This window comes from Microcoleus sp. AR_TQ3_B6 (genome assembly GCF_036702785.1).
Classification (GTDB): Bacteria; Cyanobacteriota; Cyanobacteriia; order Cyanobacteriales; family Microcoleaceae; genus Microcoleus.
In genome coordinates this window covers 41,416-63,838 of the sequence record NZ_JAUBVJ010000040.1, presented here as the reverse complement: position 1 = coordinate 63,838, position 22,423 = coordinate 41,416, and the positions used below count along the sequence as shown (strand labels likewise).

The window sequence follows — 22,423 nt, the reverse complement described above, 5'->3', positions numbered from 1 at the left end:
TGTCCTGAAGCAGAGCCCTCCCTTAAGCTCGCCTTTTCCCCATCCTGCCAAACTTCCGGCTAAATTAAAGAAGTAAAAAAATCATCCACGCCTTACCAAGGAGATGCCATGCCCCGCGTCAGAGCACCAGAATTCCCCGCAAACTACCCCTGGTTAAACACCGACAAACCTTTATCCATTGAATCTCTAAAAGGCCGGGTCGTCCTCCTCGACTTCTGGACCTACTGCTGCATCAACTGCTTGCACGTCCTCCCAGACTTAAAATACCTGGAACAAAAATATAAAGATTCCCTCACGGTTATCGGCGTTCACTCGGCCAAATTTGAAAATGAAAAAGAAGTAGAAAACATCCGCCAAGCTATCCTCCGCTACGATATCGAACATCCCGTAATCGTTGACAGCGGCATGAAAGTTTGGCAAAGCTACGCTGTTCGTGCTTGGCCGACTTTAATGGTGATCGATCCTGAAAGTTATGTCGTCGGCTTTGTTTCCGGGGAAGGCAATAGAGAAGCACTTGACGCGCTAGTGGACAAGTTAATTGCTGAATACAAAGATAAAAATGCGATCGACTTTAAAGAACTCAGTTTCCGCTTAGAAAAGCAGCGCAAACCTCTATCAACCCCCCTGGCTTTTCCCGGTAAAGTGCTGGCATTTGCCATCACTGCAACGGAGGCAAAAGTGCTTCAACAACATCAAGCACTTTTGGGCGAAATGACTGAGGATAATGAAACTCTAGATGAAAGTGTATTGCCCGGGCCTGCTAACTCGGTTCAACAAAACTTGGTCGGTTCTTGCTTGTTTATTGCGGATTCGGGACATCACCGAATTGTTGTAACCACTACCGAAGGTGAGGTGCTGCACGTCATCGGTACAGGGAAACCCGGTTTAACGGACGGGGGCTTTGCGGAGGCTGAGTTTTTTGCACCTCAAGGTATGGCTTTTGATGCAGAAAGTCAAATTCTCTATGTTGCTGATACGGAAAATCATGCTCTCAGAAAGATTGATTTTACGACTCAACAGGTCGAAACTTTGGCGGGTACAGGCGAACAAAGTCACGAAATTGCACCCAGCAGCGGCAAGGGTTTAGAAACGCAATTGAATTCGCCTTGGGATTTAGAAAGAGTTGGACATAGACTTTTCATTGCAATGGCGGGTTCGCACCAAATTTGGGAAATGCAATTAGACACTGGTACGATCGGCACTTATGCGGGTATTGGCCGAGAATCCTGTGTTGACGGGCCTCTGGCAGAATCTGCTTTTTCTCAGCCCAGCGGCCTGTCTACGGATCGATCGGAGTTGTTTGTTGCTGACAGCGAAATTAGTTCGATTCGCGCTGTGGGTATTGATGATGACCCGAAGGTGCGGACTGTCTGCGGTAGCGGTGAATTGTTTGGTTTTGGGGATAAAGATGGTCGCGGTGATGAGGTCAGGTTGCAGCACTGTTTGGGTGTTGAATACGCTCAAAATTACCTCTGGGTTGCTGATACTTACAATCACAAAATTAAGCGGATCGACCACCGGGGCGGTACCTGCAGAACGATGATTGGAGATGGTACAGCAGGTTTGGTTGACGCTAAGGGTCTCAAGGCTCGATTTTTTGAACCTTCAGGGTTGAGCGCGATCGGGTCTCACTTGTTTGTGGCTGATACGAACAATCATGTAATTCGGAGAGTTGAGTTGGATACGCTGGAAGTCATAACTTTGGATTTCCCCAGTTTGTGTGCTCCGGATGTTTGTCTTCCTGATTAAGTCGATCGACCTTTTTCACTTCAGGCAGGGTGCTCAATTCTTGTGATTGCCAGGATTGTCGTAACGTAGGGTGCTCTTCGGCGCACCTTACCGCAATTTTCAACCAAAGTAAGTTAACCTAATTATTTGCGACGAGTGCAGTACCTCAGCATCAATTAGGCTCGAGACGCATAACTTAATTATTTATGGTGGACGGTCCAAGAACACCTGAGGGCTATAAGTTGAGCGTCAAACCACTTTTTGCCTCCAGAACCCAATTGCTAGATGTTGTTAATTCCAGGGCTACTCAACCCGCGATCGCCCGTATTAAATAATCGTAAAAATCATCGCCCCAATCTAAAATTCCGAATAGGTCAGCAGCCGCATTATTTTTTCATCATCGTTCAATTCGCCGACAATTCGTCGCACGGGTTTCGGCCAGATTTTTATTAAAGTAGGAGTTGCTGAAATCTGATCTGCCTCAGCTTGTTCGGGATGTTTCAAAACATCAATTACTTTTAAAGTGTAGGGACGATCGAGCCATTGCTCTAAGAACTGGTGTAAAGTTTCGAGGGTGCGTTCGGTGCTGGGGTTGCTGCCGGAAACAAACAGACGGAAAACGTACCCTTGAGTTTGTGGCGGTGGGGTGAGTGCTGTTGGTTGGGGAACCTCCGTCTGCTGCGATTGCCCGAACCACGAGGGAGGTACTACCGAACTGCCCCAGTCCGATCGAGCTTCGGAGCTGGCATACTGTACAACTAAGTCGTGATTTTCCCAAAGTTCGGGGAATTGTTGGTGATAAGTAGCGATCGCCATCGGTTCGCACATTTCTTCGCGGAGGGGGTGCCACACTAAGTCGCCAGTCCCAAAAATGGCATTCAGCAGCGTTTGATGTCGCAGCACCGGGGGGTAGGCCTCGGCAACAACCCGCACCTGCCGATCGCCTGAATCGGGCCAGCAGTCAACTGTTGCGGTATAGCAAGGTATCAGAAAATGCGGCGGTTCCGACAAACCGAGGATCTGCTGTAGAGCTACGCACAACTGCAAGTGCCACCGAGTTTGCTTGCCGGGGTCTATGCAATAGATTAAGTCTCCCCCCGGTGTAAATAGCGCAATCCCTTTGAAAAATTCCGGCAATATTGGGCGATCGACTTTCAATTCCTTACACCCATAAAACTTAACAGTTAACAGTTAACTGTTAACTGTTAACACTCGACCTTTAGACTCGACCTCGGAGCATCTGAGCCATTTCGTTCGGGAACGGCGAGTTCTCTACACAAAGTTCTTCAGTAATCCGACCTTCTTGATAAAGACCGTAGAGCGACTTATTCATCGTCGTCATGCCTTCATAAGTATCTTTGATCATGATTTGATTGATTTCCTCATTCTGACCCTTCAGAATGTATTCCTTAACCACGTCGGTATTGATCAAAACGTCGTGGAAAGCAGCCCGCTTCCCGTCTGTGGTTTTGCACAGCAGTTGAGCAATAATCGCCACTAGGGATTCAGAAATTGAAACCCGTATGGCTTCCTGTTCTTCGGGCCCGAACATATCCAGAATCCGGTTCAGGGTTTTAATCGCACTGTTGGTGTGCAGGGTTCCTGCAACTAAGTGACCGGTCTGAGAGGCTTTGAGGGCGATTTCCACCGTCTCTCTGTCCCGAATTTCTCCTACTAGCATCATGTCCGGGTCTTGCCGCAGAGCGCCTTTGAGAGCGTTCATAAACTTGAGGGTGTGCCTGCCGACTTCCCGGTGCTTGATCAAGGATTTTTTGCTTTCATGTACGAATTCTACCGGGTCTTCGATCGTGATGATGTTGTACGCTTTATTCTTATTGATGTAGTCGATCATCGCCGCCAAGGTGGTAGACTTACCCGAACCTGTCGGACCCGTCACCAAAATCAGCCCTTTGTGGTAGCCGCATATTTTCTTAAACACCTCCGGCAGCTTCAATTCCTCCAGTGTCATTATTTTGGAAGGAATTAGTCGCAGCACCATCGCCGGCCCGGCCAAGGAGTCCATGCAACTGATCCGAATGCGGACGAACCCGAAGTCGAAAGCACCGTCAAAGTCTAGGTTTTTTTGGAAAATTTCAATTTCTTCATCGCTCATGCACTCGCGCAACCAGCCAAAAAACGTATCTAAATCCGTCTCTGGATAGCCGATGTCGGCTATCTCGCCCCGCGTGCGGAAGCGAGGGAATTCGTTTACTCCCAGGTGAAGGTCGGATACTCCTTCTTCTTTGGCTCGCATGACTAGCTCTTTCAAAGTCGGAGTGTTGCCGTTACTGGCTTTCGGGTCTTTAGGTGTGGCGGAGGATTGGGGCGCTGGTGCCGGCGGCGGTGCTGGTGCTGGTGCCGGCGGCGGTGCTGGTGCTGGTGCCGGCGGCGGTGCTGGCGGCATTCCTGCTGCTCTTGGGGGCATCCCTGGAGCTGGAGGGCGGGGCATTCCTGGCGGTGGGGGAGCTCCGGGTACCGGCGGGCGACGTGCTGACGGAGGCTGTTGTGTCATATGCGCTACCTTAAGTTGGTGAGAAGGCTGACTCGAACAGAGGATTTGTGGAAGTTGGACAATGCCGATCGCCATTGTGCGTGTCTTGCACAAAAGCTTAACTGTTCTACTCAGTCTATCCCAAGATGGGGTCACACTGCTGCACTACTAAGGAAATATCCTGCCAATTGAAGGATGCGATCGCTCTCCCTATATGATTTAATATGGATTTTCCACCTTTTGACATTTTTTTTAAAGAAAATATTTTTGTGGGCAAGCAAGCAGTATAAATAGATACTAGAGTCAACTATAAAGGACTTAAACCGATGAATAGTGTCGATCGGGCTTTTACTCCAGCTCTGCAGTTGGCGGAGTCGATTCGCGCCAGGGAAGTGTCGCCTTTAGAAATAGTCAATCTGTACTTGGAACGGATCGATCGATTAAACCCTGAACTTGGCAGTTATTTTACAGTAACGGCCGATCGAGCGCTCGCCCTGGCCTCATCTCAAACCGAGCAACTAGCCGGGTTAAACAAGTCACAGGAATTGCCACCTTTTTTCGGAGTGCCCATCGGGATTAAAGACTTGACACCAGTTGCCGGCGTTCCCTGTACCTACGGCACTCAGGCTTTGCTGGGTAACATATCTAGCTACAGCGAGTCAGTGGTATGGCGGATCGAAGCAGCGGGATTTAACATTCTGGGCAAAACAGCCACCTCTCAAATTGGCTCATTACCTTACACCGAACCAGAAGGTTTCCCACCGGCGCGCAATCCCTGGAATTTAGACTATACGCCCGGAGGTTCCAGCGGAGGCTCAGCGGCGGCTGTAGCAGCGGGTTTGTGCGCGATCGCCCAAGGTTCAGACGGCGGCGGTTCGATTCGAGGCCCAGCTTCCTGCTGCGGTTTAGTGGGCATTAAACCCTCGCGGGGGCGAGTTTCCTGGGCACCTGTCGGAGATCATCTCAGCGGCATTTCTGCAAACGGCCCACTGGCGCGCACTGTAGCTGACGCCGCCGCACTTTTGGACGTGATTTCAGGCTACACAACAGGCGATCCGTACTGGATCCCAGATTCAAATCCGACGTTTCTAGAAGCTTCCCGTCAAAAGCAGGGCAAACTGCGAATCGCTTTTTCTACTGATATTCCCCCCGTGGGCGAGGCGGATGCTATCTGCCAACAAGCGGTACTCGAAACCGTAAAATTATTGACTGATTTGGGTCACGATGTCGAACCTGGATGCCCGGATTTTACGGGTTTAATCGAACCGTTCATCGCAATTTGGCAGTCTGGGGCGGCGGCAAGCGGCATTCCAGGCCCTGCTTTGCAACCGATGAATCGCTGGCTGTTAGAAAGAACTATTTCGGCTGGGGAATATTTGCGGGCGGTAAATCAAATGCAGGTTATTTCACGGCGGATTGTGGGATTCTTTGAAAAATTTGATGTGTTAGTTTTGCCGACTTATCTGCACTCGCCAATCCGGGTTGGGGAGTGGGCGGATTTGAGTTGTGAAGAAGCTTTGCAGCGGATTATTAATTGGATTGCTCCTTGTCCGCCGTTTAATGCTAGCGGTTTGCCCGCGATCGCACTTCCTGCCATTTTAGATAGCAACGGTGTGCCCGTGGGAATTCAAATTATCGGGCGGCCCGCGGCGGAAGCAACTTTAATTGCTTTAGCAGCGCAGATGGAAGCAGCGAAACCTTTCCCGGTTTTAGATTTTAAATAGACAAGAGCAAGGGATAAAAGCACGTTTACCTTTTTTTTGGGTATTATTCCCAATCAAAACTTGGGCGCCGGGAACTAGAAACCCGGCTTTTTTCATAAATTTATTGTCATCAAACCCATGTTTTACCAATAAACAGAGTTTCTACTGCCCAGTCCTACTTATTAATAATTTACGCTGTCAATTATTGATAATACCTCTTTAGATTGATAAATATTTTGATTATTTTATTTTAAATAGGGTAGCACTCCGCTGCCAATATTTAGGGTAAAATTTATGTTAACTTCCGGCCCGATTACCGCTCCCGTTCCCGTTTTTCTAGTTCTTTTAGCAATCATGCTACTCGCGCCGCTGTTATTTGAGCGTTTGCGACTGCCGGGAATAGTCGGTTTAATTATTGCTGGCGTAATTGTCGGGCCAAACGGTCTCAATTTGCTGCAACGGGACGCTACTATTGTTTTGTTAGGTACAGTAGGATTGCTGTTTTTAATGTTCCTAGCAGGACTGGAAACTAGCCTCGACGACCTCAAACTCAATGCGGACAAAGCTGTCATATTTGGGCTGGCTACTTTTTCGCTGCCGATGATATTGGGGACAGGAGCGATGCTGCTGTTGGGATATAGCTGGCTGGCTGCAATTTTAGTCGCTTCTTGTTTCGCTACGCACACACTTTTAGCGCTGCCAATTCTCAGCAAATTGGGATTGATGCGAACTCAGACTATTACTGCGACTTTGGGGGGGACTTTAATTACAAATGTGTTGGGGCTGTTGGTGCTGGCAATTGTTGTCAAAGCTTTCAAAGGAAATCTCACTCTCGAATTTTGGCTGTTTCTCATTCCATCTCTTGTTATCTACACTTTTGGTACTTTGTGGGGAGTTCCCAAAATCGGTCGCTGGTTTTTTAAGAAATTCGGACACGACGAGAATGCAGAATTTATATTTGTATTGGCTACCCTATTTCTAGTTTCTTACGCAGCCGAACTCATTGAAATTGAGGCAATTATTGGTGCATTTTTATCGGGAATTGCCATTACTCAAATTATTCCCAAAATGAGTCCCCTGATGAATCGGATTGAGTTTATTGGCAATACGCTGTTTGTGCCGTTTTTTCTGATTTCTGTGGGGATGTTAATTGACCCGCTAATTTTGGTAAAGCAGCCGCAGTCTTTGTTGGTGGCGGCGGTGATGATTTTAGCAGAGGTGGTGAGCAAGTTTTTGGCAGCTTGGATACCGGGGAAATTATTTGGTTTTGAGTTTCCAAGCATTATGGTAATGTTCGGCCTTTCTGGTGCTCAAGCTGCTTCTACTTTGGCGGCGATTACGGTTGCTTTTGACATTAAATTGGTCGATCGCGTAACGGTGAACGGCATCATTGCCATGATTTTAGTAACTTGTGTCGCTTCTCCTTGGATTGTATCTCGGTGGGGTCAACAAATGCAGCAGCCGGGGTCGAGTTTGCCGGCTGCTAGTTCGGGAAAGAATGGATGGGGAGAGCGAGTTTTAGTGCCTGTTGCTAATCCGAATACGGAAGATAATTTGCTGCGTTTGGCTTTGATTTTAGCAAAAACATCTCAGGGAACTTTGCTGCCCCTGCATATTTTGTCCGATCGCGGGGAAGCAATTTCGCCCGCAGATAAAATGCAGCAAACTCAACTTTTGGCTGCTGCAGAAACTGTCGCCCATGCTGCTGCTTGTGCGGTTGAACCGATCGCGAGGATAGATGATGCGATCGATCGCGGAATTCTGCGGAGTGCAACCGAACGCGAGGCTAGTTTAATAGTTTGCGGTTGGAAGGGATTTTCCACGACTCGCGACAATTTTTTTGGCAGCATCATTGACAATGTGGTAAGGCGATCGCCCGTACCCGTACTGATTGCGAGATTTCCCAATCCTATCCAGAATACAGCCAGAGTTATTTTGGCGGTAACTGACAGCGAGTTGACTCGGTTTGGATTTCAGGAAACGGTGGATATTGCTAAGAGTTTGGCCGAGGAACTCAAGGCGACTTTGCAAGTGGTGTTGGTGGCTACACAACGGGAAAAAAGCCACAAAAGTGCGTCGGAGGTAGAAATTTTTTCTGAGATACCAGTAAATCGGGTGCGGGGAAATTTTATCAAGTTAGTTTCGCAGCAGTTGTTAGAACACGATTTGCTGATTTTAACCACAATTTCTCAGCAACAGAATTTGTGGGAAAAACCCGGAACTCTCAAAGAACCGGAAGCGATTGCCCGGGCTCACCCAAATATTTCGATGCTTGTTGTTTATTTTCCTGTATCTTGAGGAATATTTTAACCGCAGAGGATGTTATATCATTTCCGGTTACACCGGAATGATGTTGACTGTTGACGGTTGACGGTTGACAGTGAACAGTCAACCGTCAACCGTGAACTCGAATTTACTATTCCGATGCTAACGGATTTCATATTATGAATCGGCATTCATTAGACCTCTTGCAAAAATGCACCAGACCCCTCCCCAACCCTCCCCGAAGTCGCGGTCCGGGAGCCTAATTTTTCAGGCTTCCCCCCTTAACAAGGGGGGACTGAGGGGGGTGAGTTTTTGACTTTTGCAAGAGGTCTATTTGCGGTTAAGATTTAATCCTAATTCAACGGAATTGTTAGGACAAATTCCGCACCTTTTCCCAGTTCGGAAATACACTCGATCGCCCCACCGTGTTTTTCGGCAACAATTTGATAGCTAATCGAGAGTCCCAATCCCGTACCTTTCCCCTGTGGTTTGGTTGTAAAAAACGGATCGAACATTTTACACCGCGTTGCTTCAGCGATCCCAGCCCCATTATCTTTAATCCGAATCACTGCAAAAGAAGCGATTTTTTCACCTTTTCCTTCTTGTTTAACTTCGGTGGAAATGCGGATAATATTAGGATGGCGTTCCATCTCAGCATAAGTGCGAGATCCATTTGACTCATCCAAAGCGTCGATCGCATTTCCCAGCAAGTTCATAAACACCTGATTGAGTTGGCCGCTGTAACACTTAACCAAAGGCAAGTTGCCGTATTCTTTAATCACTTGAATTGCTGGACGTTTCGCTTTTGCTTTCAAGCGGTGCTGCAAAATCATCAACGTGCTGTCGATGCCTGCGTGAATGTCGGCCGGTTTTTTCTCGATGCCGTCAATTCGCGAGAAGTTGCACAATGATTGCATTATATCGCGGATGCGATCGGTTCCTAACTGCATGGAACCCAGCATTTTCGGCAAATCTTCGGTTAGATAATCGAGTTGAATTTCCTCTGCTGCTTCTGCAATTTCCGGCATTGGATGCGGATAATGCTGTTGGTAAAGATTGACAAGGGAAATCAAGTCTTGGACATAAGCATTAGCGTGGTGGAGATTGCCGGCAATAAAGCCCACGGGGTTATTGATTTCGTGAGCAACTCCTGCTACCAACAGCCCCAAGCTTGAGATTTTTGCCGTTTGCACGAGTTGAGCTTGGGTTTGCTGCAATTTCTGCAAAGATTGTTCGAGTTGCTGCGACTTTTCTTGTTCTTGCGCGTAGAGTATGGCATTTTCGAGGGCGATAGCAACTTGAGAAGTGAGCAAATTTAAAACTTCCAATCTTTCGGGAGAAAATGCAGCTACTGCTAAGTTATTTTCCAGGTAAAGAATGCCTGTGAGTTGGCCCTGATAAGTGACTGGATTGCAAATAATTGACTTAGGCTTATAGCTATAAATATACGGATCTTCGGTAAACAATCCGTCTGAGGCTGCATTGTTTAAAACCAAATTTTTTTGAGTCCGGGCAACATAGTTTACAATGGATAAGGGCAAATTTTGACTGAGTTCAACCGCAAGGGATTGCAAGACATTAACTTGATTTTCCTCTGCATTGCAGGTAGCTTGTATAAAAAGATTGCCATCTTTGTAAAGCATCAGCACTGCTTTTTGAGCTGCGGCATTTTCTAACAAAATTTTGATTAAACGGGCAAGCAATTTATCCAGGACAATTTCGCTGGTAATAGCTTGAGATGCTTTGATGAATGTGCCTATATCTAAGACATTGCTAAAATCGCTGTTAGTGCTTGTTGTCGTCGCGGTGACTTTTAAATCGTCGGTTTTGGTTCCTCGGTTGAGGGTTTGGGCGACTAATTGGGGATATCTGGCTTCTAAATCTTTGACTTTCGCGATCGCTCCCCAGGCGATGTAACCGTAGTAAGATTCTGTGAGATAGACTTGAGCGATTTTGTCTTTGTTGCAAGACAAATAAAACTCGGCGGCAAGTTCGTTTGCGAGTGCTTGTTCTTGGATGTATCCCTGCTCTTTTGCTCCTTGAATGGCTTTGTCATAATAATCTGCTGCTTCCCAATTTTTCCCAAAAACACGCGCTTTTTCGGCTTCTACCAGGTCGTATTTGTGCTGGTAATTCATGGGGGCGTGGTGCGCCCATTTCTGCATTTTTTCCTGATTTGCTGCTACTTGCATCAAGTGTTTTTCTTGTGCTGCACTGTCAGCAGTTGGATACACAGCGAGCAGGGCCAGGGAATAGTAAAAATTGTGCGTGACGACGATCGAAAAGCCAATTACTACTTGTGCATATCCGGCAGCTAAAGATGCGTTGGCTACTGCTTTTTCGGAATTTTTAAATAAGTAATAACTCAGCATTTTACCAAGATAAAAATTAAAAATCCCCAGGTTGTTATTGGTTGTTTTAAGTCGATGCAACATTTCGTGTTCATTAACTTTTTCATCGGTCACCTGAAATTGATTTGCGGAGTTTTGTTGTAAGTTCAAAAGAAGCTGTCCCCATGTTTCAACTAAGTCTATCGAATGTTCTTGTTTTAGTTGCCGTGCTAAAATCAAGCATTGCAATTGTTTTTGTTCGACAGTATTTAGCGGTTCTCCCATCAAAAACGCACCGATTAAAATGTTGTAACCAGCATAAATGCTATAAGTTAAATCTCCTGTTTCTAAGCCGCTTTGCATCGCCTCTTTTAAAGGTAAAATCGTCTCTCTGGTATGTTCTTTCCAGTGCCGGATCAAAGCGTTAAATGTGGTATAAACCTGGCATTTAAGTTGTTTAGATTTGAATTGGTCTAATAGCTTCAAAGCTAGCTTTCCAGAATGATATCCAGCCTCTATCTCTCCCAATACCCCAGCCAGCAGCAAGCCGTACCAACTATAGGCGATCGCCCCAAGTGCTGAATTACCCCGTTCCATAGAAAAATTAACCATGGTGAAGATAATTTGTGGCAATAGTTCTAATTTTGCAATAAAAATAGGAGAAAGAACAGCCGAGATTATCCGCATTGTGGCTAACTCATAGTCATCAGTCATTACCGGAAATTTCTCGATTTCATCAAGCTGAGATAACTTAATTCCAGCCAAACCCTCTCGGGGGATTTCAGATAGGGAAATTCCCAACATGGCCAAAGCTTTTAAACCAGTATTAATGGCTTCAATCATCTGGTTCTGAGACAAATAAGACTGGATTTGCAGTTCGTAAACTTTAACTTGGTCGAGCAGGTTTGTAGCTTGTTCCAACACGATATCTGCTAATTCTTGCGATCGCCCAAAGTTAGTATTGAGATATTCCGCCTCCGCTGCTTCTACGTGAAGATTCAGCGTCAAGTCATAATCAGTCTCCCAACTTGACCCCCCTACACTTCCCGCGCCAAGGGAATTGATGAGTCCCAAACCGACATTCAAATATCTGACAGCAGCTTCGTAAGCATTGGATGCTTTAGCTTTTTTCCCAGCCATCAGATTAAGTTTTGCTAGTTCATATTTTTCGGACTTTTCGGTGAGAAATTCAACGCCGACATTCAGTTGGTTGACAATATCAAAGACATTTTCTTCAATCTCAGAGGCGGGAGTATTGTTGAGTAGCAGTTGACCGATTTTTAGGTGCGTTGCTTGCTTTTCGCCGTCGGGAATCAGAGAATAAGCTGCTTGCTGCACTCTGTCGTGTAGGAATTTGTAGGAAATCTTGGATTGGGAAGCAGAAAGGACCGATCGCAAATTGTCCGATCCCCAGCCTCCAACCAGCGGAATCTTGTAAGCATTGCTCAACGGGAGAACCAATCCAGTTTGCAGCGCCGCCCAGAGTGCGCTAGCTGCTTGCGCATGGGATTGTTCGTTGACAATTGACAAGACATCGAGGTTAAATGTATCGCCAATGCAAGCCGCCAATTTTAATACCTCTTGCGTGGTTTCTGGCAGTTTTTCGATGCGGCTGGCTACCAGTTCCACGACGCTTTTATCAGTAATACCGATCGCCTGAATTTCCTCTAAATTCCACTGCCAACAACCGCTGTTAAAATCAAACTTTAGCAGATTATCTTGATAAAGCGCTTGCAACAGTTGCGTGATAAAAAAGGGATTACCGCCAGTTTTGTGAAAGATTAAATCAGCCAGGAATCCCAGCTTGTCGTTAACGGTGAGGGTATCGGCGAGTAATTTGTAGACAATGCCGAAATCGAACGGTTGCAAGACGATATGATGAACAGGAGTGCCAGTTTTTTCAATTTGCTCGATCGCCTGGATGAGCGGATGAGTCGGATTAACTTCATTATCCCGATAAGCACCGATAAAAAGCAGGTATCGGCTTTCCGAATCGCCAACCAACAATTGCATTAAATTCAGCGATGCCGAATCAGCCCACTGCAAATCATCTAAAAAAATGACCAGCGGGTGTGTTCGATCGGTGAAGACACCGATAAACTCTTGAAAGACTCGATTAAAGCGATTTTGAGATTCGGCAGGTCCCAATTGCGGCACTTCCGGCTGTTTGCCAATAATTAGCTCAATGTCAGGAATCACCTCAGCAATAACTGCACCGTTTGCACCCAAAGCCGCCGCTAATTTTTCCCGCCAAGCTTGGAATTTTTCGGCACTTTCAGTCAGTAACTGCCCGATTAATGACTGGAAAGCTTGAATCAAAGCTGCATAAGGAATGTTACGCTTAAATTGGTCAAATTTGCCCTTAATAAAATAGCCGCGCTGTCGGACAATTGGCTTGTGAACTTCATTAACAACCGCGGTTTTGCCAATCCCAGAATAACCGGAAACTAGGACTATTTCGCTTTGCGAACCAGCAGCTAGATTTTCCGCATTTTCTGGCGGTGGTTGCTCGTCAATGCCGCTGACTCGTTCAAAAGCAGCGAGTAGGCGATCGACTTCAGCTTCTCGCCCGTAGAGTTTTTGAGGTATTGAAAGTTGTCCCGAGCGATCCCACTCTCCCGGTACAAAATCAACAATTTCCCCTGTTGTCTGCCAAGAATTCAAACACTTTTCTAAATCTGCCTTGATCCCTTCTGCTGTCTGATACCTATCTTCGGCATTTTTAGCCAAAAGCTTCATGACAATATCAGAAACGACTTGGGGAATTTTATCGCTATTTTCTGCATTTCTTCTGCATTCACAAGGCGGCACGGGATGTTTGGCAATGTGACAGTGAACGAGTTCCAAAATATCCGTGCTGTTAAACGGCAATTCGCCTGTCAGCATTTCGTAAAATGTCACGCCGAGGGAATAGAAATCGCTGCGATAATCTAAGGTGCGGTTCATTCTCCCCGTTTGTTCGGGAGACATATAGGCTACTGTACCCTCAACTAAGTTAGCACTGTTAATTTGGGGGTTTTCTTGACTCAGCCGCGAAGCGACGCTGAAGTCGTTAATTTTGACAGTTTCTGTGTCCAGGTTGATGATAATATTGGAGGGTTTTATATCTTTGTGAATAATGCAGTTTTGATGGAGTGAGTTGAGTGCTGAAGTTAGTTGAATGCCAATGTTTAAAAATGCTGTTAAGTTAAGTCTTTTTGAGAGGATTTGGCTGAGGGACTGGCCGCCAAAGTCTTCTAAAATCAGGGCGAAACGGTTTTGAGATGTTTCGAGGCTGTAAGATTTGACGATGCTTTCTACGTGTAAATGCTGAGTGATTTTATATTCGTTTTTTAAGCGGGTAATTTCTTCTAGGGTGGGAAATTCGGCCTTGAGGATTTTGATGATGACTGGTTGTTCGTCAGATTCTCTAATGCCTCGGTAAATGCAGGTATTCAAGCCGTCGGAGATAGGGGCGCTGATTTGGTAACCGGGAAGTATCAAGGTATTCATTGACATCATGCTGATAGCTGAGGTAAGTATATTTTTTCTTATGCCTGCGCAAACGATATGATGCAAACCCGACGATGGCACTGCACTGGAAAAATTATGATTCCGATTTCGGCGGAAACGATAGGAGAGGGTTTAATGGCATATTCTAGTTAACACAAAATATTATGTCAACCGCAATTGCGCTTAGTGCCTCAAGCCAAATGGCTATCTGGGCTTGACAATGATCGCTAATAAGTTCTAGAAGTCGAGATTTAACTGTAAGTAGGCAATAGAAGCATTATCGATCGGCAATTAAATATACCCAAAGGCAAAGCCTTTCGCACCCGGAGCGAGATAATTTCTCAGTATATAGGACAATTTTGAGAAGATCGCGATCTAGTCTCTCTAGTTCAATAGGGTAAAAATGAGCATCAGACCAGCTTTCAGATGGTTTTCTTCGGTGGTGAGTGTTTTGGGTTCGATCGCTACCGACACTTTCAGTGCTGTGACATCCCCTGTAAAACCTGCAGAAACGGTTGTTGTTGTCCGAAAAGGTATTTTAAAATTATCAATATCAGTTGCAGATTTGCGCGAACTCGCGGAAACAGGAAAAGTCCCCCAAAAACTGCAAGCTTACGCCAATCTCCTGTCCTCCGAACAGCGCAGTCAAATCGTTCGAGCACTGCAAGCAAAAATTCCCCTAAATGTAGTCGCCCTGACCAACTTGCTAAATACGGCCATCGGGACTGCGATCCTGACGGATTTGAGTACAGTCATACCCAGGCGCGACGGTGCCGGTGTGGAAGCGCTGCGAGCGGCTCTGGTGCAGGGAGCGAACGCGCCCTCCGGCTTATCGGTATTGAGTTTCCTTGAATCTTATCCGAGCTCGCGGATAGTGGTGGATCTCCCTCGAGCTTTCTCGGTTTTGGGAAATTTGAACGTAAGTTTTTGGCAAACTCAGCGGTTTATGGCGGCGATCGCACCTCAGTTAGCAGCGGTTAAACCTGCCCTGAACCTGCCTTTCGATCCCACCAAAGCTGGACCTAATTCGGTGCGGGTACGGGCGCTAGATTTGAACGATAGCGCCCGCAATCGGCGCATTCCGGTTGATGTGTACTGGTCGAGAGCTGCCAGGGCCGACAAACCGACGATCGTCTTTTCTCACGGTTTGGGTTCTGTACGCAAGGAGTTGCGCTATTTAGCCGAGCATTTGGCGTCTTACGGCTATGTGGTAGCTGCTTTAGAACATCCCGGAAGCAATGAAACGAACACCAATGCTGCGATAGCGGGTAAGTGTGCCTTGCTAGCTCCTCAAGAGTTTTTAGACCGTCCCAAAGACATCAGTTTTGTGCTCGACGAACTGACAAAATTGAACCAAACTGATGATACTTTCCAGGGGAAAATCGCGATCGACCGATCGATAGTAATTGGCTATTCCTTGGGCGGAGCCACAGCCTTGTCCTTAGCCGGCGCCGAACTGCAATTGAACCGACTCAAACACAGGTGTCAGGGGGATTTGATTGGGTTCAGCTTGGGCGAAGGCATTCAGTGCGCGGCGGCCGGATTGCCCGCAGAACGTTATCAATTGCGGGATGCGAGGATTAAAAGGGCGATCGCCATGAATCCTACCACATCATTATTATTTGGAGAAAGGGGTTTGAGTGCAATTCAAATTCCCACCTTAATAGTAGCATCTTCAGCAGACAAAACAACTCCCGCCTTAGTAGAACAAATTGCCGGCTTTCCGAAAATTCCCTCTCCTAAATGGCTAGTCGGTTTTATAGGAGGAACCCACTTAAGCGTCAAAGATCCCTGTACAACTTTAGGTCAATTTCGCCGACCTAGCACAGTAATTGCCGGCGATGAACTTGTCGGCGACAAAGCTATTAGCATACGCAATTATATTAAAGCTGTAAGTTTGGCTACGGCCGCTCAACTGACTGCTGAAGCTGAAACATATGCAGTCTTTCTAACGCCAGAATACGCGCAATTTGCTTCGACCCATGCAATTCCGGTGCGGCTGGTAACAGAAATTACCCCGGAAACTAATGCAATCCTGCAAACTTTTATTCAAGGGCATAAGTAGTCATTAGTCATTAGTCATTAGTCATTAGTCATTAGTCATTAGTCATTAGTCACGATCTCATGTCCGGTCGAGGAACCGCGATTTTTGTAGGGGCGGGTTAACCAACAATACCTGCCAACAATCTCCCATCTCAAAAACCCGCCCCGACCGGGATATTATGGTTAATCGATAAGACATGATATGAGTCATTAGTTATTAGTCATTCGTCATCAGTCAACAGTCAACAGTCAACAGTCAACCGTCAACAGTCAACCGTCAACAGTCAACCGTCAACAGTCAACCGTCAACAGTCAACCGTCATGAGTCATGAGTCATTAGGTAATGATTAAAACTTGTAGTAATATCAAATAAAGTAACATCAGAATTATACTTGAGTGCGAGCCGGACGATCGCTCCTGAGAGGGCGCAGCCAAGGGTGACGCTGCCACTGCACTCAGAAAATTATGATTGCGATGTCAGCGGAAACGATATTACGACTAGCAGTCTTGCCTTTTGTATGCCCGCCCACTTCGCCCAGGGGCCTATTTTTATTCTTTAGCCCTTGCTGATATTTTTTGTCCGTGCAAGGGCAAAATATAACAAAGCGCATTCACAAACTATACTCCCAAACTGCGATGCCTAAAAAAAATCTTATCCCGCTGTTGATTCTGTTTATAGCGCTGTTTACCCTTTACGGTGACACTTTAACTTTTCTGCCCAAACCTGTAAGAGAGACTAGCGTGGCAAGTCGAAAGTTCTTCGTCGGGTTGTGGCCCAAGTGGCTGAGGCCAAGAGATAACAACGAGCAAAGGCAACGGCAAATTGAGAAATTGGAAAAAAGTCCTAGTGCCACTCCCTAGTTTTGAGCTACCAGCTAGAAACCCGATTTCTCTAACAATACCTAGCTATTTTCTTGTAGGTTGGGTTTCGCGAAGCTTAACCCAACAGTACGATTTTAGATTGGAGATTTTAGATTAGAGATTTTTTATCCAATCTCTAATCTGTAATCGATTAAACTTGAGATTTTAGATTTTGTTCCCAGCGGTAAGGTGCTGCGTGCGCACCCTACAGATAGAGGTTCTGCGTCCAGGACTGTTTTACAGCAGATTCCACGTTTACGAACGACACCCGCCTATCTATCCCCGCCGTAGGGACAGGAAACCGGGCCGTTCTGCTTCATAAACCTGGAATACGCTGTAGGTTTGTCCTCCCATCTAAAATCTAAAATCTAAAATCTAAAATTGATTAAGCGTGCTTTTTCAACCAGCTAAACATAGCTCGCAAATCTTTACCAACTTCTTCAATAGGATGTTCGGCTTCCCGACGGCGCATGGAGGTAAAGCCCGGTTTGCCGGCTTGGTTTTCCAGAACGAATTCGCGGGCAAATTGGCCGGATTGAATTTCGCTGAGAATTTTGCGCATTTCGGCGCGGGTTTGATCCGTGACGATGCGGGGGCCGCGAGTTAAATCGCCGTATTCTGCGGTATTGGAGATGCTGTCGCGCATTTTGGCGAGGCCTCCTTCTACTACTAAGTCAACGATAAGTTTAACTTCGTGCAAACATTCAAAATAAGCTAATTCCGGTTGATATCCGGCGTCAACTAAAGTTTCAAATCCAGCTTTAATTAATGCGCTCAAACCGCCGCACAAAACTACTTGTTCGCCAAAAAGGTCGGTTTCTGTTTCTTCGCGGAAAGTGGTTTCAAGGATGCCTGCTCTGGTGCCGCCGATACCTTTAGCATAGGCCATTGCCCGATCGCGCGCTTGACCGGAAGCATCTTGATATACTGCAAACAAACTCGGAACGCCTTCCCCTTGTTCGTAAGTCCGCCGCACCAAGTGTCCGGGGCCTTTGGGGGCAACCATTACTACGTCTACAGTGTCCGGGGGAACAACTTGGCCGAAGTGAATGTTAAAACCGTGAGCAAATGCTAAAACATTTCCTTCTGAAAGGTTCGGTTCGATTTGTTCTTTGTAAACGGTTTTTTGAACTTCATCGGGCAATAAAATCATGATGACGTCAGCGGCGGCGGCTGCTTTGTCTACCGGGTGAACTGTTAAACCCGCGTCGGTTGCTTTGGCGGCAGATTTGCTACCGGGATACAAACCGACAACGACATTCATGCCGCTGTCTTTGAGGTTGAGGGCGTGGGCGTGTCCTTGGGAACCGTAGCCGATGATAGCAATCGTTTTGTTGGCTAAGAGGTCTAGGTTCGCGTCGGTGTCGTAATACATACGGGCCATAGTGCTTGTTTCCTGAGATGCAAATTGGGTGATTGACTGCAAAACTCTCATTTTATCAAAGTAGGGTGCTTTTGAAGCAGAAATTTTTCAGATTAAGATTTGGGCGGGGGAAAATTCAGGACGATTCCCTTCGGGATAGCTCCGCTTCACGTCCTGAATTTAGCAGGGTTGGTGGCGGAGTCTGCGATCGTCAAATATAATTGTCAATAGCGTGCTGTGCTGTTGAAAAAACCTCACATCTTGCACCATTCTCGCTTAACAGGCTTTCCGGCTTGTTCCACAAGAAAATTCACTCTTTGTGGAACAGGCCGGAAAGCCTGTTCATAAACAGCTTATTGAGAATGGTGAGCATCTCAGAAAAACGCAACTAACTTTTTAAAGATGAAAATAAAAGCAATACATCATGTGGCGATTATTTGCTCGAATTACGAAGCATCGAAGAAATTTTATGTAGAAGTATTGGGATGTTCCATTATCAAAGAAACTTTCCGAACCGAGAGGAATTCTTACAAACTAGATTTGCGAGTCGGAAACGGCGACACCATCGAGCTTTTCTCATTTCCCCATCCTCCTGAAAGAGTTAACAATCCTGAAGCTTGCGGTTTAAGACATTTAGCTTTTGCAGTTGAGGACATAGAAGTATCAGTTGCTTACTTAAAATCCCAACAAGTAGAAGTAGAACAAGTTCGCCTTGACGAAATTACCGACAAACGCTTTACATTTTTCCGAGATCCCGACAACTTACCGTTAGAAATCTATGAAATTTAAGGAGTATCCCGATTTTGTCAAGTCGCTCTTAAGTCAATAGGTGGGGTGTGCATGACCCTAAAAACTGCATGATTCATTCCCAATCTAAAATCTAAAATCTAAATTAGAAATCTATGAAATTTAAGGAGTATCCCGATTTTGTCAAGTCGCTCTTAAGTCAATAGGTAGGGTGTGCATGGCCCTAAAAACTGCATGATTCATTCCCAATCTAAAATCTAAAATCTAAAATCTAAAATTGTATAATGGACTATCTCATCCGAAACACAATCACGCTCGGATTGCCTGCTTTCATGCTATTTATAGCCATAGTAGCTACAGGTAAAACAGGTGATGGAGCCTTTTGGTCGGGTTTGGTCAAAGTAGGCGGTCCCTTTGGTATGCCGATGGGTTTAGGTGTGTTGGTATTTGTAGGATGTGTTGCGAATTATTTCAGTTATTTTGTGGTAGATAGCTGGCTGGTGAGATTTTATCAACAGCGACGAGAGTTGGAACAGCCAGAAGAACTGGTAATAGAAATTGATAAATTGCCAATTACCAACGACCTTAAAATCAAGCTCAAATGGGCGGTGATGCACAGCAGCAACAACAAAAATATTCCCTGGAAGCACGTAATTTTAAAATTTTTTGTTATCGCAGCAACTGTAAATACCCTGCTTTCAATAGTCGGTTATTTGGGAAAATTTAACATTTTTTTTGAATTGAGTTCTCATTTTAAACTACAATATGTGCTGGTTGGTTTCTCTACTTTTATATTCTTCGCTCTGGTGCGCTCAAAAAAAAGATGGTTGCTGGTGAGCGCCTTTTGCATTATCATTAATTTGGCGGAAATTGTTCCTTGGTATTTTCCAGCGCCAGCATTTGCAGGAGCTCCTCCCGGGCAAAATTTGCGGATTTTGCATTCAAATGTTTTAACGGGTAACCGACGATATTCTGATGTGATATCGCTGGTTAAAGCAGAACAACCCGATATCGCGGTTTTTGTCGAAGTCAGCACATCTTGGGCAAAAGAGTTATCGGTTTTAAGCGAGATGTTTCCTTACTATTCTAACCAGCAAGAATCGGAGCATTTTGGCAGTGCAATATACAGCAAGCTGCCTTTAGAAAATGCTTCTGTTAAAGCCTTTTCTCAGGGAAGAAAAAGCTTGTTGGTGGATGTGAAATTTCAAGGTAAAATCATTTCTCTGATTCTTGTTCATCCGACTGTGCCGATAAAACAGCAGAGTTTTATCGATCGCAATAAACAGCTAGCAGCCATCGGCGAGTATGCAGCCCAAGTAAAAAATCCGCTGGTTGTGGTTGGGGATTTCAATACCACAATGTGGTCGCCGTTCTACAAAAATATGGTAAAAACCGCAAAACTGCGAAATGCGCGATCGGGCTTTGGCATTTTACCGACTTGGCCGACTTTTCTGCCGCTGGCTTATATTCCCATCGATCACTTTCTAGTCAGCAAAGAAATTGGTGTTTTGAAGATTCGTACTGGCGGCAATGTCGGTTCGGATCATTTGCCGTTAATTACAGATTTAGTCCTTTGAAGCCAGGATTCGATATTTTCTAACAAATTATTGATTTACTTATAGCAATCCTCGCATCATTTGCATAATTATTGTACGGGCAATCCCCCCGTGGTTGCCCGATAGATAGGGGGTAGGCAAAGAAAGGCACTACCCCTACAAATTTATCTGAATCATTTAGGATTGCTATAGAACTAAGGCGAACTAACACCCTACAAGTCGATTAGAGTGTGCCAGTTGGCCTTAGCCCTAAATTAGTAAGGTGCTCTACTATCGGGAAGTCTTGAGAATCCGTTCATAATCCATGTCAAACGCACCCTAAAAGTTGATGAGGGTGTGCCAGTTGTCCTTAGTCCTAAAAGTAACAATTTGTTCGGCCTCAAGTCTAGATGTGCTGTTGAATACAAAAGCGCTCATCCTAGCCAGGATGGGTTCATTGCGGTACTGTCAAATTGGTTGGTAGTTTTATACGGTTCGTATTGCCCTTTTGCAGCCGCTGCGCGCGTGCGAGCCAGCATCGCCGCAACTTGCGATCGATCCATCGGCTTAAACGTGCGAGCGGCCTCAAACGCTTGATCGAGCAGTTGCATGCTATCAATGCCAGTAATCACAACAGAAGTAGGCAAATTCATCGCATAGTGGAGACATTCGATCGGGGTGACTGTATTACTTCTAAGCACGTAGGGGTCGCCCATCGATTTCATCCCCAGCACACCGATTTGGTTCTTTACCAACACGGGCAGAACTTGTTGCTCAAAACTTCTAAAATGAGCATCCATCACGTTGAGCGGCATCTGTACCGCGTCGAAACGGAAATTGTTTTGAGCGGCAATTTCCAGCACTCGCAGGTGAACCACAGGGTCTTTGTGTCCTGTAAAACCGATGTAGCGAATCTTGCCCGCTTTCTGCGCTTCCACCAAAGCTTCCATTGCCCCACCGGGGGCAAAGATGCGATCGGGGTCTTCCATCCGAATAATTTCGTGATGCTGCATCAGGTCGATGCGATCGGTCTGCAACGCAGAGAGTGACTCATCAATCTGCATCATGGCAGCGGTTTTGGTGCGACCGTCGATCTTTGTCATCAGGAAAACCTTTTGCCGATAGCCATCCTTGAGCGCTTGTCCCATCCATCGGTGGCTGCGCCCGTTGTGATAATCCCAGGAGTTGTCCATAAAATTGATGCCGCGGTCGATCGCACTGCGGATGAGCTTAATACTTTCTTGCTCCTCTCGAATGCGTCCGATATGGTGTCCCCCTAAGCCGATCGCAGACACTCGCTCTCCCGTGCGTCCCAGGGTCCTGTAACTCATCTCGCCGCTTTGAGTTTGACCTTGGGCCACTGCACTTTCAGCGTATACTTGGGTCGGTTCATCTTGAGCTAACAAAGGTTGGAAAAACCCTTCGGAAGCAGCCAGCCCTGCTGCAACCAAACCCGAAGCAGAAGTTACTTTTAACAAATCGCGTCTGGTGATACCCATAAATGTCTCCTTTAACAAATAACTACGACTTACTCACAGTAATAGAGGAACAGATGCAAAAAGCCTCTATCAAAGTAGGTCACAGAAATAATCCTAAAGAGCTAGAAGCAATCTTTGCTCTAGCCTTGGTTGGAGGTGCTTGAGTTATGGGACTGTCTAAAGGAACATTTGAGCGAGTTCTTGGGCATATTCTCAATGCTGAGTGCCGGTGAACTTTTTCCGTGATTCGGAATGATTTCTTTGCTGGGTTCAGCTAGTCCTAATCCGGCCGCAACTTGCTTTGCAGATTCGATCTCTATGGGCGCGAACCATCCCAGCCTGATTGTTGCTTACCGGACATAGGGGACGATTGATGGGCAAATCAGC

Annotated in this window: 12 protein-coding genes; 7 read left to right on the top strand and 5 right to left on the bottom strand. The window is 46.0% G+C overall.

Annotated features, from left to right (window positions below):
* The first annotated feature begins 108 nt into the window (after positions 1-108).
* Positions 109-1,749: a thioredoxin-like domain-containing protein gene (locus QUB56_RS19540; RefSeq protein ID WP_332957406.1), complete on the top strand. Its 1,641-nt coding sequence runs from the start codon at positions 109-111 to the stop codon at positions 1,747-1,749.
* A gap of 336 nt (positions 1,750-2,085) precedes the next feature.
* Here QUB56_RS19540 and QUB56_RS19535 read toward each other — a convergent pair whose 3' ends face one another.
* Positions 2,086-2,886 (bottom strand): circadian clock KaiB family protein, encoded by an 801-nt coding sequence (locus QUB56_RS19535; RefSeq protein ID WP_332957405.1) that lies wholly within the window; start codon positions 2,884-2,886, stop codon positions 2,086-2,088.
* A gap of 61 nt (positions 2,887-2,947) precedes the next feature.
* Positions 2,948-4,240, bottom strand: a complete 1,293-nt coding sequence (locus QUB56_RS19530; protein ID WP_332957413.1) for a type IV pilus twitching motility protein PilT — start codon at positions 4,238-4,240, stop codon at positions 2,948-2,950.
* 305 nt (positions 4,241-4,545) lie between these two features.
* On the opposite strand from QUB56_RS19530, the gene QUB56_RS19525 reads away from it, so the two are divergent.
* On the top strand, positions 4,546-5,943 hold the full coding sequence (locus tag QUB56_RS19525) for an amidase (RefSeq protein ID WP_332957403.1): 1,398 nt from the start codon (positions 4,546-4,548) through the stop codon (positions 5,941-5,943).
* A gap of 273 nt (positions 5,944-6,216) precedes the next feature.
* Entirely contained in the window at positions 6,217-8,220 is a 2,004-nt protein-coding gene (locus QUB56_RS19520; protein ID WP_332957401.1) for a cation:proton antiporter domain-containing protein, read from the top strand.
* A gap of 320 nt (positions 8,221-8,540) precedes the next feature.
* Here the strand turns inward: QUB56_RS19520 and QUB56_RS19515 are convergent, their stop codons facing one another.
* On the bottom strand, positions 8,541-14,009 hold the full coding sequence (locus tag QUB56_RS19515) for an AAA family ATPase (RefSeq protein ID WP_332957399.1): 5,469 nt from the start codon (positions 14,007-14,009) through the stop codon (positions 8,541-8,543).
* 403 nt (positions 14,010-14,412) lie between these two features.
* On the opposite strand from QUB56_RS19515, the gene QUB56_RS19510 reads away from it, so the two are divergent.
* Positions 14,413-16,074, top strand: a complete 1,662-nt coding sequence (locus QUB56_RS19510; protein ID WP_332957394.1) for an alpha/beta hydrolase — start codon at positions 14,413-14,415, stop codon at positions 16,072-16,074.
* A gap of 1,224 nt (positions 16,075-17,298) precedes the next feature.
* Here QUB56_RS19510 and ilvC read toward each other — a convergent pair.
* Positions 17,299-18,348 carry a ketol-acid reductoisomerase gene (gene ilvC / locus QUB56_RS19505; RefSeq protein WP_332957393.1) on the bottom strand — a complete coding sequence of 350 codons (1,050 nt, stop codon included), beginning with the start codon at positions 18,346-18,348 and terminating at the stop codon, positions 17,299-17,301.
* Positions 18,349-18,678: 330 nt separating this feature from the next.
* Here ilvC and gloA2 point away from each other — a divergent pair, with 330 nt between their 5' ends.
* Positions 18,679-19,065, top strand: coding sequence for an SMU1112c/YaeR family gloxylase I-like metalloprotein (gloA2, locus tag QUB56_RS19500; protein ID WP_332957391.1), 387 nt, complete (start codon positions 18,679-18,681; stop codon positions 19,063-19,065).
* Between the two features lie 242 nt (positions 19,066-19,307).
* Positions 19,308-20,600: an endonuclease/exonuclease/phosphatase family protein gene (locus QUB56_RS19495; protein WP_332957389.1), complete on the top strand. Its 1,293-nt coding sequence runs from the start codon at positions 19,308-19,310 to the stop codon at positions 20,598-20,600.
* A 392-nt stretch (positions 20,601-20,992) separates the two neighbouring features.
* On the opposite strand, the gene QUB56_RS19490 is transcribed toward QUB56_RS19495, so the two are convergent.
* Complete coding sequence (locus QUB56_RS19490; protein ID WP_332957388.1) at positions 20,993-22,057, bottom strand: aldo/keto reductase; 1,065 nt, start codon at positions 22,055-22,057, stop codon at positions 20,993-20,995.
* 2 nt (positions 22,058-22,059) lie between these two features.
* On the opposite strand from QUB56_RS19490, the gene QUB56_RS19485 reads away from it, so the two are divergent.
* Complete coding sequence (locus QUB56_RS19485; RefSeq protein WP_332957387.1) at positions 22,060-22,200, top strand: hypothetical protein; 141 nt, start codon at positions 22,060-22,062, stop codon at positions 22,198-22,200.
* Positions 22,201-22,423 lie beyond the last annotated feature (223 nt).